The organism is Paracidovorax citrulli (assembly GCF_900100305.1).
GTDB lineage: Bacteria > Pseudomonadota > Gammaproteobacteria > Burkholderiales > Burkholderiaceae_C > Paracidovorax > Paracidovorax citrulli.
In genome coordinates, this window is record NZ_FNEY01000014.1 from 1 (window position 1) to 12,728 (window position 12,728).

At 70.5% G+C, this 12,728-nt stretch carries 13 protein-coding genes; 4 read left to right on the plus strand and 9 right to left on the minus strand.

The window, feature by feature from the left end; all coding sequences use genetic code 11:
- Nucleotides 1-131: 131 nt before the first annotated feature.
- The 5 genes from BLR99_RS11145 to sctC form a co-directional block, all read right to left on the minus strand.
- Nucleotides 132-338: a hypothetical protein gene (locus tag BLR99_RS11145; protein WP_048857558.1), complete on the minus strand. Its 207-nt coding sequence runs from the start codon at nt 336-338 to the stop codon at nt 132-134.
- Nucleotides 339-460: 122 nt separating this feature from the next.
- Entirely contained in the window at nt 461-910 is a 450-nt protein-coding gene (locus BLR99_RS11150; RefSeq protein WP_017438942.1) for a hypothetical protein, read from the minus strand.
- Between the two features lie 13 nt (nt 911-923).
- Nucleotides 924-1,187, minus strand: coding sequence for a hypothetical protein (locus BLR99_RS11155; protein WP_017438943.1), 264 nt, complete (start codon nt 1,185-1,187; stop codon nt 924-926).
- 25 nt (nt 1,188-1,212) lie between these two features.
- Nucleotides 1,213-2,208, minus strand: a complete 996-nt coding sequence (hrpD5, locus tag BLR99_RS11160; RefSeq protein WP_048857559.1) for an HrpD5 family protein — start codon at nt 2,206-2,208, stop codon at nt 1,213-1,215.
- Nucleotides 2,205-4,256 (minus strand): type III secretion system outer membrane ring subunit SctC, encoded by a 2,052-nt coding sequence (gene sctC, locus BLR99_RS11165; RefSeq protein ID WP_048857560.1) that lies wholly within the window; start codon nt 4,254-4,256, stop codon nt 2,205-2,207. Before sctC ends, hrpD5 begins: the two co-directional genes overlap by 4 nt.
- 310 nt (nt 4,257-4,566) lie before the next feature.
- Between sctC and BLR99_RS11170 the strand changes: the two genes are divergently transcribed.
- Both BLR99_RS11170 and BLR99_RS11175 read left to right on the plus strand, forming a co-directional pair.
- Entirely contained in the window at nt 4,567-6,066 is a 1,500-nt protein-coding gene (locus tag BLR99_RS11170; RefSeq protein WP_048857561.1) for a class I SAM-dependent methyltransferase, read from the plus strand.
- A complete protein-coding gene (locus BLR99_RS11175) occupies nt 6,066-6,836 on the plus strand; it encodes a lytic transglycosylase domain-containing protein (protein WP_046060346.1) in 771 nt (256 codons plus the stop codon). Before BLR99_RS11170 ends, BLR99_RS11175 begins: the two co-directional genes overlap by 1 nt.
- A 92-nt stretch (nt 6,837-6,928) precedes the next feature.
- On the opposite strand, the gene BLR99_RS11180 is transcribed toward BLR99_RS11175, so the two are convergent.
- The 4 genes from BLR99_RS11180 to BLR99_RS11195 all read right to left on the minus strand — a co-directional run bounded on the left by BLR99_RS11180 (nt 6,929) and on the right by BLR99_RS11195 (nt 10,411).
- Nucleotides 6,929-7,741, minus strand: a complete 813-nt coding sequence (locus BLR99_RS11180; RefSeq protein ID WP_048857562.1) for a hypothetical protein — start codon at nt 7,739-7,741, stop codon at nt 6,929-6,931.
- On the minus strand, nt 7,723-8,211 hold the full coding sequence (locus BLR99_RS11185; RefSeq protein ID WP_017439541.1) for a GNAT family protein: 489 nt from the start codon (nt 8,209-8,211) through the stop codon (nt 7,723-7,725). Before BLR99_RS11185 ends, BLR99_RS11180 begins: the two co-directional genes overlap by 19 nt.
- Nucleotides 8,212-8,239: 28 nt before the next feature.
- Nucleotides 8,240-8,626: an HrpB1 family type III secretion system apparatus protein gene (locus tag BLR99_RS11190; protein WP_017439542.1), complete on the minus strand. Its 387-nt coding sequence runs from the start codon at nt 8,624-8,626 to the stop codon at nt 8,240-8,242.
- Nucleotides 8,627-8,707: 81 nt separating this feature from the next.
- Nucleotides 8,708-10,411: a hypothetical protein gene (locus BLR99_RS11195; RefSeq protein ID WP_048857563.1), complete on the minus strand. Its 1,704-nt coding sequence runs from the start codon at nt 10,409-10,411 to the stop codon at nt 8,708-8,710.
- Nucleotides 10,412-11,386: 975 nt separating this feature from the next.
- Here BLR99_RS11195 and BLR99_RS11200 point away from each other — a divergent pair.
- Together BLR99_RS11200 and BLR99_RS11205 are read left to right on the plus strand one after the other, a co-directional pair.
- A complete protein-coding gene (locus BLR99_RS11200) occupies nt 11,387-11,959 on the plus strand; it encodes an anthranilate synthase component II (RefSeq protein ID WP_011793758.1) in 573 nt (190 codons plus the stop codon).
- Between the two features lie 71 nt (nt 11,960-12,030).
- Nucleotides 12,031-12,714, plus strand: a complete 684-nt coding sequence (locus tag BLR99_RS11205; protein WP_048857564.1) for a LysE family translocator — start codon at nt 12,031-12,033, stop codon at nt 12,712-12,714.
- Nucleotides 12,715-12,728 lie beyond the last annotated feature (14 nt).

Sequence of the window (12,728 nt, forward strand, 5' to 3'; positions counted from 1 at the left end):
CTGCAGTGCGATGGAACGCTGCGTCGATGCGTCTGCGCCGGAAATGGACATGGTGTGGATCCTCGAGAAAAAGAATGAATGGATGAAGAAAGGGACGATGTCGCGCCACGCGGTGCGCGGCGCCATGGACATCAGTTGGGAGCCAGGCCGGACAGACCCTTGCCCATGGCGCCGATGGTCTTGGCGTTCATTTCCGCCATTTCCTTCTGGAAGTTGAGCAGGGCCTGCTTGGCCATGTTGCGGGTGCTGGCGTCGGTCAGCGCCTCCTGGTTGCGCATGTTTTGTTCCTGCAGTGCGATGGAACGCTGCGTCGATGCGTCTGCGCCGGAAATGGACATGGAAAACTCCTCAAGAATGTTGCGGCGTGAACCGCGGTTAGCGAAGACCGCACCTTGCGGTCTCCATCCGGGAGGCGCGCCGGCCATGCCGCCGCGCCGTGTCTTGTGTCGCGTGCCGTCCGTCAGTGGATGACCGGCTTGTGGGTGACCCTGCCCAGGAAATGCAGCACCCCCTGGGCGGCCTGCCGCACCGGCTGGTCCGCGCTGGTCGCCAGCACGTTGTCGATCCAGTGCCGCCAGGCGGGGTCGCCGTTGAAGAGCAGCGTGAGCGCCAGGGCGACCTTGCTCACGCCGTCGTCCGGGTGGGACTCCACGTGGTGCAGCAACTGGTCGCGCTCCTTGCCGCGCTGGCCGGCCATGGCCAGCACGATGTTGCGGTAGAGCAGGTAGGTGCTCGAGTCCTCCAGCGTGGCCTCGACCGCCTGGCTGATCGTGTCCGCGTCGCTGCCGACGCGGTACACGGTGCCCAGCAGCGCGACGCTCATCAGGTTGCGGTAGATCACCGGGTAGGGCGCGGCAGGCGCCTCGGCGGCCGTGTACGCGGCGGGAGCGGGGTGGGGTGCGTGGATCATGGTCGTGCCTTTCTCACACCGCCAGCGTCGTGCCGTGCAGGGTTTCCCAGATCTTGCGGATCACGCGCTGCGATGCCTGGAAAGCATCGACCAGCTGGCCGATCAGTTGGCGCTCGGCGTCGATCTGCGCCTGGATCCGCATCGCGCTGCTTTCGCGGGCCACTTCGTCGAAGTAGCGGATCATGGCGCGCGCACGGTCTCCGCTGAGGTCTTCGCTCAGGGCCTGCTCGAGGTTCTCCAGATCGCTGAAAATGGTGGATTCGATGGATGCGGTCATGGTCTGAAAAGGTCTCTTGGGTTTGTTATCGGAAGGACGCCGGCTGGTCGGCCGAAGCGATCCGCGAACCGGACGTGAGCGAAAGGTGCTTCACCCCATCCCGGGTCTGCATGTACTGCAGGCCGTCGGTTTCCATCAGCGCGCTCATGGCTGGCGGGCTGGTCGGGGGACGCTGGGTCGCGGCCACGTCGATGCCGCGCACGAGCGGTGCCAGATCGGTGGCCACGCGGGTGGCGTTCTGGCGCAGGGCGGGCAGGTCCGCCACCTCTCCGGTGACCGTGAACAGGCCGTTGCCGTGGTGTGTGATGCGCAGGCCGGGCTGGCCGAGGGCATCGGCGATGCTCTGCGCGACTTCCGTGGCCGACGCGAAGGACTGCACGATGCGGTCGCCCTGGAATGCGGCCAGGCGCTGGCGGAGGGCATCGGCGTCGGAGGGCTGGCGCAGCAGGCCGCGCACCACCACGCCGTCGCCCTGCTGGGCCACTTCGTAGCCCGCCACCGAGGTTTCCGCCAGGGCGCGCTCCACGCGCATCTTCAGCGGCTCGGGCGGCAGCACCGAGGTCAGCGCCTTGCGTTCCGCCTGGTTCTGGCTCAAGGGGGCGACGGCGGCGCTCAGCGCGGCCGTCATGAGCGCCGTGCCGACCACGGCGGAGGTGACGCGGGGCCACACCGACCGGATCTTGGCGGGGGCGGCCGGCGGTGCGGCCACGACGGCGGGCGACAGCCGGGCGATGATGTCCGCGTCGGCGGGCCAGGTGGCATCGGCGGGTCCGGTGCACAGCACCACGTCGCCGAAGCGCCGGGGCGTGAAGTCGGCCAGCACGGCGGATGCCTGCCCACCCTGGGATGCCGTCGCGATGTGGACCATGCCGTCCTCTCCAGCGCCGATGACCACCGGTTCGGCGGTCCAGTCGAGCAACTGGATATCCGCCGCTTCGTCCGCGCCGATCTGGTGGCGCGTTGCAGTCAAATTTATGCGGGCCCCGGCATGCCGGCCGGTCAGGATACGAAGTTGCTTCATGGCTTGCGAACCTCCGGGGAGATCGAGGAAACGGTGGTCGGTGCGTCCTGCGCGATGACGCGCGGCGTGATCAGGAACAGGCGCTCGGTGCGGCGGGTGAGGCGCTCCGTGTTGCGGAAGACCCCGCCCACGACCGGCAGCTTGGACAGGCCCGGGACCGCGTTGTCCTGCGTGTTTTCCGATTCGACGGTGATGCCGCCGATCAGCAGGCTCTCGCCTTCGCGGACGTGGGCCTCCGTGCGGATCTCGGTCTTCTTGACGAGGGGGATCTGGTCCACCACGTTGGTCTCGAACGCGCCGTCCTCGATGTAGAGACTCAGCTTGATGTTGTTCTTGCCATCCACCGGGGTGACCTGCGGCGTCATCTGCAGCAGCGTGCCGGCCTCGATCTGGAAGAGGTTGGCCTCGAGGTTCCCCGCGACGCGCACGGTGGCCACGCGCTTCTCGCGCATCACCGCCGCCCGGTTGGCGACACCCAGCACCGAGGGCTTGGACAGGATGCGCGCCTTGCCCTGCGCTTCCAGCGCGTTGACGTTGGCCAGCAGGTGGCGGCCCGCGTCGAGCACGATGGTGCTGAGCGCGGCCGGCGTGCTCGGGCCCGGCAGGTTGGTGGAGATGCTGCTCGTGCCGGCGCGCAGCGACCAGTTCACGCCCAGCGCATCCACGCTGTCGGAGTTGACCTCGATGATCGTGGCCTCCAGCTCGACGAGCTGCGGCTTCTGGTCCAGGCGGCGGATCAGCGATTCGTATTCGTCCATCCGGTCGGCCCGGCCGTACACGACGACGGAGTTCGTCCCCTCGTCGGCCTCGAAGCGGGGCGGCGCCTCGTCGGACTTGTCCGCGGCGGCGGAGCTGGGCAGCGACACCGGCTCGGGCGGGCGCGTGCCCTCGGAGGGGTTGACGCGCGGCAGCGGCGGCAGGAACTGGTTGGCCGCGGGCACGGGCACGTAGGCGCTCATCTTGCGGCGCGTCTGCTGCTGGATCTTCTCGATCACCTCGGCGCTCGTCGCCTTGGACGTCGCCAGCCCTTCGCCGTCGTCCTTGCTGTAGAGCTTGCGCAGCGTGGTGGCCACGCCGGGCACCACCGAGTCGCCCATCGAGCGGTCGCTGGCGGATGCGAACTGCAGCGAGAAAACGCGCACCGTGCGCTCGGCGCTGGCCGTGACGCCCGCATCCAGGGCTTCCAGCGCGGAGCTCACCAGCTCCACGTGCCGGGGCGGCCCGGAAACATAAATCGTGCTGCTGGCCGCATCGAAGCGGATGGGGTAGCGCTTGTCCCCCACGTCCAGGGACTGCAGCATGGCCGTGAGCTGGTCGCGGCTGAATCCCTTGATGCGGAACATGCGGCTTTGGATGGACTTGCCCGGGTAGAAATACAGCGCCGAGCCGTCGTGGTACCAGAGCATGTTGTAGGCGCGTGCCACGCTGTCCAGGAATTCCCGGGGCCTGGCGTCGAAGTTCGCGTTGACGATGCCGTCCAGCCCGTCCGCCACCACGGCGGGGATGCCCTGGCTGGCGGCGAAATCCTGCAGGACGTCCGTGAGGCGCTTGTTCTCGGCGCGGTACACGAAGCGGCCGCGGTTAAGGGCGTCGGAAGCCCGCGAGGCGGGCGTGAGCGTCTCCAGTGCCCGGGCGGCGGGGATGGCCGGTATCGCCACGGGCGCCGTGGCGGCCGGAGCGGGCGCGCTGGCGGCGGCTGCGCCGACGGCGCCTGCCGAGAAAGTCGCCGCTGCCAGCGCATGGTAGGGGGTGTGCTTGCGTGGCTGGGCCTTCTGCAGCGTGTTGCTGCGCTGGGCCGGGGCGGAAGCGGCGGCCGGGCTGGAGGGCGCGGCGTCCGCGCCGGCCGTGGCCAGCTCCGCGGCCGGCACCGCCAGGGCGGCGCCCGCACCCGCCGAGGGCAGGCTCGAGAGGCTGGCGCTCAGCCGCAGCGAGGAGGCCTGGGCCGCGGGCAGGCCGGCCATGCCCAGCGCGAGTACCGCGCCGGCCAGCAAGCCGCCGGTCATGCCGGCGGCTGCATGCCGTGGTCGGGGGGCGGAAATTTTGGGCATCACTGGAGCGCTCCGTTCGGTGTCTTCGTGTGAGGGACAGCTTAGGAGCCGGTGCCGGGCGGCACGCGCAGGGATGCGAAGCCGCGCGACGGCTTGCGAAGCCCTCGCCGCCGCGCGCCGTGCGGCGGGCTCCTTCGCCTTTCGGGCCATCGCTTCGAGCTTGCGGCCGCTGCCCGCGCGGTGTCCGTTTGCAATCGCGATGCGGGCACCCCCGCGCGCCGGATCCACTCGCGCGCGGGCCATGCCCTTCGATTGCGCTCCCGGATCGCCGCGCGGCCCCGGGGCATTTCTCCCTCAGAAAGGAACGACGATGTCACTCCCCCGCACCGCGGCGAACGAACTGGTCTATACCCACGGCTATTACGAGATCCTGTCTCCCGGCGTCATCGCCGCCGCCCTGGAATCGCGCGGGCAGCGCGCTCCCGACCTGCAGGATCCGCTGTGCTATTTCGAGCTGGGCATGGGCTTCGGTGTCTCGCTGCTCGCCCATGCGGCCAGCTTTCCGCACATGCGCTTTTTCGGCAACGACTTCAATCCCGCCCACGTGGCCTACGCGCGGAACCTCGCCCGCGAAGCGGGCCTGTCGAACGTGGAAGTGTTCGAGGACGGGTTCGAGGAATTGCCCGACCGCGACCTGCCGATGATGGACTGCATCGTGATGCACGGCGTGTACTCCTGGGTGTCTCCGGCGCTGCGGCAGGCGATCGTGCGGTTCATCGAGCGCCGCCTCAAGCCCGGCGGCGTGGTCTATGTGAGCTACAACACGCTGCCCGGCTGGGCCCCGCTGCTGCCGCTGCGCGAGCTGTTCCACCTGCACGCTTCGCGCGTGGCCGACCCGGATGCCGGCGCCGCCGAGCAGCTGCAGGGTGCCCTGGACTTCATCGGCCGGCTCGCGGCCTGCGGGGGCGGCTATGTGCAGGCCCATCCGGCCGTGGCAGAGCGCCTGCGGCATGCGCAGGCGGAAGGGCCGAATTACGCGCTGCACGAATACGTGGGGCCGGACTCGCACCCGCTGTACTTCCACCAGGTGGCCGCGGAATTCGGGGCGGCCGGACTGTCGTTCGCCGCGCCGGCCCTGCTGGCCGAGCAGGTGGACGCCGCCTGCGTGCCGGAGGAACTGGCCGCGCTGCTGGAATCGACCCCCGACCCCGTGCTGCGCGAAACGCTGCGCGACTACGGTCTCAACCGCTCCTTCCGCCGGGACCTGTTCGTGCGCGGGGGGCAGGCGCTGACGCCCGCCGAGCAGACTGCGCGCATGCTGGAGCGGGAGTGGCTGCTGGCCGCGCCGCGCGATGCCCTGCCCCAGTGCGCGGCCCTGCGGCTGGTCGGCCAGTGGCTGGGCGAGGCGGCCAGCGCCGATCTGCTCGATGCGCTGGGCGAGGGGCCGGTGCGGCTGCGGGACCTGGCGGCCAGGCCGCTGCAGCGTGGCCTGCCGGCGCAGTCCATCCATGAGGCGCTGCTGCTGCTGTCCAGCAGCGGCGTGGTGATGCCGGCGCTGCCGGCCGCGCTGCGCGCCACGGCCCGTGCGTCGGTGCAGGGTTTCAACGCCGCGGTCCTGCAGCGCGGCGGTGCGGACGGCACGCGCCACCTCGTGTGCGGAGCCTCGGGGCTCGCGACCGAATGGACGCCCGCCGCGCTGCGGCAGATCCGCGCCGCGCAGCGCCATGGCGGCGATCCGGAGGCCATCGCGCGCGCCGTGGCGGAATCGGTGGGCGGCGACGGCGTGCTGGATGCCGCCGAACTGGCGGAGAGCGCCCGGCAGTACCTCGCGCAGCGCGCTCCGCTGCTGCGCCGCCTGGAGGTGGTGTGATGGCGCGGACTGCATCCCGAACGCGTGTTGCCCGCCACATGCTGGCCGGCGTGTTCGCCCTGTCGGCCGGCGCGGCCGTGGCGGCGGGCGCCTACGACTGCCGGCTGCCCGGTGGCTCGGCCCTGCTGGTGGTGGGCGCGGACATCGCGCAACGCTTTCCCTCCATCGGAAGCTCGTGCAGCGCGGCCGCCTGGACGCCCGCGCGCGACGTCGCGCTGCCCGGCTGGCCGGACACCTCGGCGATCGCCCCCGCACGCGTGATCCACGCGCCCGCGCCCCGCGACATCTACGCGCCCACGGCCAGCGCTGCGCTGCCGGGCATGCGGTGGCCGGGAGGCGGCGCGCGGCGCGGCCCCGGCATCAGCCCCCGGGCCGATGCGCTGTCGCCCATCATCGAATCGGCGGCCCAGCGCCACGCGATCGATCCGCACCTGGTGCGCGCGGTCATCCAGGTCGAATCCGGCTATGCCCCCCGCGCCCGGTCGCCCAAGGGCGCGATGGGCCTCATGCAGCTCATGCCGGCCACGGCCGCACGGTTCGGGGCCGCCTCCGAGGACGACATCCTCAGCCCCGCCGTGAACGTCGATGTCGGCGTGCGCTACCTCCGGTTCCTGGCCGACCGCTTCAACGGCCGCACCGACCTCGTGCTGGCGGCCTACAACGCGGGCGAGGGCGCGGTCATCCGCCACGGCTACCGCGTGCCGCCCTACCGCGAAACCCAGGATTACGTGCGCAAGGTCCTGGACCTGTATCCGCTGGCGAAACGCTAGTCAGGGGGCGGCAGCCCCTGGAAAAAAGAAAGGCGGACCGACCGGTCCGCCTTCATGCGGCGCCAACGCCGCAAGGGTCGTGTTCGCCGCGCCTACTGCAGCAAACCCTGGAAGCCCGCGAACTGCTGTTCCGCAGGCTCCGCCCCCGGCACCAGCGCATCCGGGAGGGGCAGGTCGGACAGCAGCCACTGCACCAGCGTCCGGACGCCGAGCCGCGATGCCAGGGCGCCGGCATCCTGCGACAGCGTCGCGGCCTGGTCTCCCAGGTCCTGCTGTGCGAGCGCCCTGGCGGCTTCCAGCAGCAGCGCCAGGCGGTCGCCGTCCGGGCCTGCCGGCCCCGCGTCCGGCAGCGTGTCCAGGCGCCGCGCCGCCTTGGGAATCTCCGCCAGGCGGACCAGCCCGGCGATCAGCGCGGGCGAGGGACGGGCGTTGTCGAAGCCCCGCTGCGCATCCACCACCAGCCAGTCGTGCTCCAGGTCGATGTCCACGAGCCGGGGCAGGGACGGTGGGTCGGCATCGGCATGGCCGGTCAGGCTCTGGAAATCGGCGGTACTGGCGAACACGTGCGTGAGGCGGCCTTCCACCAGCATGCGCAGCGTGTGGTTGGCATCCCTGCAGCGGCCGGCGCCGGCCATCGATTCCAGCCGGATCAGCAGGCCGTGCATGGCCATGTGCAGCAGCGCCAGCGAATTCATGCCGCGGGAAAAGCGCAATTGCGAGGACACCCACAGGCCCGAAGCCTGCGGAAAGCCCTCGTCCAGCAGCAGGGGCGGCTCGACGAGCGAGACCAGGCGCAACTGGACGCCGGGCCTGCCCCCGCAGGAGACCAGCCGGTTCGCGCCGGAGCGCCATGCCGCCGGAATGGCCGACGGCGGGAGGGACGGGGTCAGTGTGTGTGCGTGCATGGTGCCACCTCGGCGGATGGAGAAACGGTGCCGCGCGCACGGCGGCGGAAGGGGTAGGCGGTCTTGCGCGTACCGCCCTGGGGCTCGAGCCGGTAGAGCAGATCGCCGTCGCGCTCGCCGGTGCGCTGCCAGCCGTGCCGGTCGAGGAAGCGCAGGCAGCGGGTGTTGTTCCGCTCCACCGCGACCGTGATGTCCGGCCGCAGCGCGAACAGCCACGCCAGGGCCGGCTTCAGCAGCAGGGCCCAGCGCCCGTGGTGGGAGGGCAGCACGGCGATGTGCGCCTCCTCGCCGTCGAAAAGGATGCCTCCGATGGGCTGCCCGTCGGCCTCGAAGCCGATCGAAGGGCAGTCCGCGTAGAACGCCGCGAAGCGCTCGCGCGTCACGGTTTCCGTGTAGCCCTGGTCGCCATAGCGCGCGGCGTCGGCGTCGTAGAACACGCCGAGGTCCGCGCGGTCCGTCAGTTTCAGCATGGGATGCTCCCTGGTGCGCGTCCGGCGGTCAGGCCGCGAGCGCGGCAGGTTCGTCTTCGGGGTCCATCTGCAGCAGCTGGCGCATCGCCTTGCGCACGTGCGGATCGTCGCTTTCCAGGCCCTGCTGCGCGTGGTAGTGCCATGTCGGGTCGCCCAGGATGTTCAGGCACAGGGCCTTGAGTTCCGGCGCTGTGTCCTCGCCCAGGGTGTTCAGGTACTGCAGGGCCTCGGTGATGTAGCCGCGCTGGATGGCGATCAGCACCGGGAAGATCAGGTGCTCCTCGGTTTCGGGGTTCAGCGCGTTCATCTCGTCGAGCAGCGTCTCGGCCTCGTCGAGGCGGTCGTCGCGCAGCGCCTCCACCAGGCGCACGGCCAGGGCGGCGACAGGGTCATCGGGAAGTTGGGTTTCGTCCATGGCTTGGCGTGCCTTTGCAAAGGAAGTGGAAATGGGGCCGGGCAGGGCGGGTACGGGCCGCCCGCCCGGCGGCGGGCCGCGTCAGGCCCGGATCTGGTAGTGGCTGATCTGGGCTTCGAACTGCACCTGCAGCGTTGCCGCCGTGGGGCTGCCACCCAGCGCGAGCTTGTCGGCGAGGCCCTGCTCGACGGTCTGGCGCGCGGCCTGGCCGATGGCGCCCTGCACCGCGTCGAAGACGCTGCGCGAGGCCTGCTCGATGGGCTGCATCGCCGCGTTGCGGGTGATGCTCGCCAGGTCGCCGCCCAGGGCGCGGGCGTTGTTGCCGCCGCCGCCCGTCAGGCCCTGCAGCAGGCGCTGCCCGATGGCATCGGTGGCCTGGCGGGTGGCCTGGTCGATGGCCATCTCGATGGACAGGCCCATCTGCTGGCGGATCTGCGCGGCGGCATGGCGCGCCATCTGGACCGGGCCTTGTCCGGCGGGGGCATCGGTGTCCGATGCCTCCGACAGCGAGGCGAAGCCCTTGAGCGACGACGCGTCCATCTGGCCGAGCGCGCTCTGGATGGCGTCCAGGATGGTGCGTGCGACCACCTGCTGCACGAACTGGTCCACGGCCAGCAGGACGGCCCCCTTGGCGGCCGCGAGGGCGGTGTACGGTGCCATCGGCGGCAGTGCGCCGTCCACGCCGCGCTGGCGGCCCGTGAAGGCATGGTTCACCGCGGCGCCGGCCACGCCCGCGGCGGCGTCCGTGCCGATGGCGCCCAGGGTGGAGCCCAGGCCCGTGCCCGTGCCCGCGCCTGCGCCCAGCGGCGACAGTTGCTGGTAGATCGCACCCTGGACGGCGGTCTGCGCCGAGACGTTCAGGCTGTCGAGCGCGGCGTCCGTGGCGGCGGTCTGCACACCGCGCAGTTGCTCGCCGGCCGTGGCGCGCGTGCCGTCGGCGCGGCGGTGGCCGGCGGTGGCCTGGAAGAGGGCGGCGTTCGCCGCGTTGTCGAAGGCGTTCGCTCCTGCTTCGCCCACGCGCGAATCGCCATTGGGGTCCAGGGTCATCTGCACCTTCATCGTGAGCGTGGACACCTGCTCCTGCGCGAAGCCAAGGGCGGCCGTGCGCGCCGTGTCCTGCACGGCGTGCTGGGCACCCTGAACCATGCCCGTGGCGCCCGTGCCGCAGCCCGCGAACCGGCCGGCGCGCGATCCGCCCAGTCCCCCGCCCACCGCCGCGCCCACCATATCGGTGGCGAGCGCTCCGAAGCGGGAAGTCCCGTTCGGGTCCAGCACCCTGGAGGCGAGATTCGTGGCTTCCTGGCCTGCCATCCCGATGGCGGCATCCACCGCCATGCGGGCCATGTTCTTGGCGACGCCGCCGGGGCCGAAGTTGGACGCCGTGTCCACCACCCCCATGGCCAGCTGTGTCAGGCCCTCGAAGGCTTTGGAGAAATTGCCCTTGGCGATGCCCTTGACCGTGTTGAGCACGCCGTCCTTGATGTTGGAGAGGCCTCCTTCCACGCTGTCCACCACGGAGTCGGCCAGCTTCTGCGCGGTTTTCTGCACCTTGTTCAGCACCTTGTCGAGCGCGCCGTCGAGCAGCGTGTTGGCCGCCATCGCTGCGGGCATGAGGTTCATGGCGCCGCGCGCCATGGTCAGGGTGGCGTCGGCCAGGCCCTTGAGGCCCTGGGCCGCGGCCTTCAGGTTCAGCGTGACGATTCCCTTGGCGATCTGGCCGACGCTGTTGACGGCTTTTTCGATTCCCTTCCCTATTGCCTGGAAGGCTTTCTTGATGGCACTCATCGGTAGTGGCTCCTGGTGTTGACGTGGAAAAAAGCACCGGTGCACCCAGGCACTTTCACCATCGGAGGGGGAATCGTGGATCGGTGGACCAACGCGACTACCACTGTGCGGGCGCGGCCCGGCGCGGCATGCAGGCGGTGCGATGCCATGTAAGAGGATGCGAAGCGACCGGCCCGTCGCCGTGGCAGGCGCCGCATGCGCTCGTCAGCGCGTACGAGAAGGTTTACCGGGCCGCGGGACCTTGCGTCGGCGCAGGGCCTTCAGCTCGTACGGGTGTCCGATTTCTGCCGCCATGCTCGGTTGCCGCCAGGGGTGCTGCTCGGCGACAGTGCCATGGCGTCAGTCCGCAAGACCCGCAAGCGCAGAACGGCTCCAGCAGTGGGCGCCGTATAACGGCACGCTGTCCGGACCGGGTGTGGACGACTGCAGACCTCGTTGCTGCTCGGCCGATGCCGGCGCATCGCGGGAACACCGCGACAATGCGTCCGGTTACGGGGTGGCTGCGGTGTGCTCGAAGGCCTGGCCTGCGAATGGGCTTGCCGCAAGTCGAACGCATCGACAGTGCCACCCTTGGGCATTACACTCAGGCGGATCCGGTTCGCGGCCTGCGCAATGGCTGCTGGACCTCCAACGACCAAACCGGCCGAGCATCATGACCTGCAGCGCATCGTTCAACGTAGCCAAGTGGTGGCGCTTCTCGTAGAAGCGGCGCACCGCTGCGGTCCCCACGACCGCAGGTTTGCCGCCCTGACCGGTGGCGGCATGTTCCCGGCTCCCGGCACGGCGGCTCTCACCAAGGAGAGTGTCTTGCCCCCATTTCCCCATTGCTTCCATGCCATCCTCGCCGGACGCGCGCGTGGATGGTTTCGTGCGCCGGTGGGCCGGACATCCCGGGCCGATGCACCGCTCGCCACCGCATCGCTGCGCGCCCGGAGCGCATCTGAAAATTAGCAATTGAATCAAGGACTTAAGTCAATGACAGTTCTGATGGTCGACAACTACGACAGCTTCACCTACAACATCGTCCAGTACTTCGGAGAACTGGGCGCCCAGGTGGAAGTGCACCGCAACGACGAGATCACCGTGGAGGAGATCGCGGCCCGCAATCCGCGCCATCTCGTCATCTCGCCCGGCCCGTGCTCGCCCGCGGAGGCCGGTGTCTCCGTGGAGGCCATCCGCCACTTCGCGGGCAAGCTGCCCATCCTGGGCGTGTGCCTGGGCCACCAGTCCATCGGGGCGGCCTTCGGCGGGCGCATCATCCGGGCCCGCGAACTGATGCACGGCAAGACCAGCACCATCACCACCACCGGCCAGGGCGTGTTCGCCGGGCTGCCGGAGCAGTTCACCGTGAACCGCTACCACTCGCTGTCCATCGAGCGCGAGTCCTGCCCCGAGGTGCTGGAGGTCACGGCCTGGACAGACGATGGCGAGATCATGGGCGTGCGCCACAAGGAACTGCCCATCGAAGGCGTGCAGTTCCACCCCGAGAGCATCCTCACCGAGCATGGGCATGCCATGCTGAAGAACTTCCTCTCGATGAAGGCGTGACCGCCATGGACGCCTCCCCGGTCTCCACCGGTCCCGCGCCGGCCGCCGCCGGTCGCCGGTAAGGATTCGCCGTGCCGGATTTCCACCATCTGCTGCTGTTCGTCGCCGCGGGCTGGCTGCTGAACCTCACGCCCGGGCCGGATGTCTTCTACATCGCCACGCATGCCCTGCGATCGGGGGCGCGCGCCGGCATCGTGGCGGGCCTGGGCGTCACCGCGGGCTGCTTCGTCCACGTGGCCGCCGCGGCGCTCGGCGTGGGGGCGCTGCTTGCCACGTCGGCCACCGCGTTCTCCGTGCTCAAGTGGGCCGGTGCGGCCTACCTGGTCTGGATGGGCGTGCGCATGCTGCGCGCCCGGCCGGGCGGCGGCCTCGCGGCCGTGGCCCGCACCGCGGGACCGGCGGGCGAGGGCGCCGCCGCTGTGGACGCCGCAGCCGGCGCGCCGCTGCGCAAGGTCTTCCTGGGCGGCTTCTGGACCAACGTGCTCAACCCGAAGGTGGCCATCTTCTTCCTGGCCTTCGTTCCCCAGTTCATCGCGCCGGGCGCGGAGCACAAGGCCCTGGCCTTCGTGCTGCTGGGCACGCTGTTCAACCTCAATGCCATCCCCGTGAACGTGGGCTGGGCCCTGGCCGCCGCCTGGATTGCGCGGCGCGCCGCCCTGGTGCAGCGCCGCATGCACTGGCTCGACCGCGCGGCCGGCGCCATGTTCGTCGGCTTCGGCATCAGGCTCGCGCTGTCCGAGCGGCCGGGCCCCTGAATCTCCCGATCTCC

Excerpts from the sequence above, each read along its gene's own strand:
- BLR99_RS11150 (WP_017438942.1), bottom strand. The coding sequence starts at position 910 with ATGATCCACGCACCCCACCCCGCTCCCGCCGCGTACACGGCCGCCGAG.
- hrpD5 (WP_048857559.1), bottom strand. The coding sequence starts at position 2,208 with ATGAAGCAACTTCGTATCCTGACCGGCCGGCATGCCGGGGCCCGCATA.
- sctC (WP_048857560.1), bottom strand. The coding sequence starts at position 4,256 with ATGCCCAAAATTTCCGCCCCCCGACCACGGCATGCAGCCGCCGGCATG.
- BLR99_RS11175 (WP_046060346.1), top strand. The coding sequence starts at position 6,066 with ATGGCGCGGACTGCATCCCGAACGCGTGTTGCCCGCCACATGCTGGCC.
- BLR99_RS11185 (WP_017439541.1), bottom strand. The coding sequence starts at position 8,211 with ATGCTGAAACTGACGGACCGCGCGGACCTCGGCGTGTTCTACGACGCC.
- BLR99_RS11195 (WP_048857563.1), bottom strand. The coding sequence starts at position 10,411 with ATGAGTGCCATCAAGAAAGCCTTCCAGGCAATAGGGAAGGGAATCGAA.
- BLR99_RS11200 (WP_011793758.1), top strand. The coding sequence starts at position 11,387 with ATGACAGTTCTGATGGTCGACAACTACGACAGCTTCACCTACAACATC.
- BLR99_RS11180 (WP_048857562.1), bottom strand. The coding sequence starts at position 7,741 with ATGCACGCACACACACTGACCCCGTCCCTCCCGCCGTCGGCCATTCCG.
- BLR99_RS11155 (WP_017438943.1), bottom strand. The coding sequence starts at position 1,187 with ATGACCGCATCCATCGAATCCACCATTTTCAGCGATCTGGAGAACCTC.
- BLR99_RS11190 (WP_017439542.1), bottom strand. The coding sequence starts at position 8,626 with ATGGACGAAACCCAACTTCCCGATGACCCTGTCGCCGCCCTGGCCGTG.
- BLR99_RS11145 (WP_048857558.1), bottom strand. The coding sequence starts at position 338 with ATGTCCATTTCCGGCGCAGACGCATCGACGCAGCGTTCCATCGCACTG.
- BLR99_RS11170 (WP_048857561.1), top strand. The coding sequence starts at position 4,567 with ATGTCACTCCCCCGCACCGCGGCGAACGAACTGGTCTATACCCACGGC.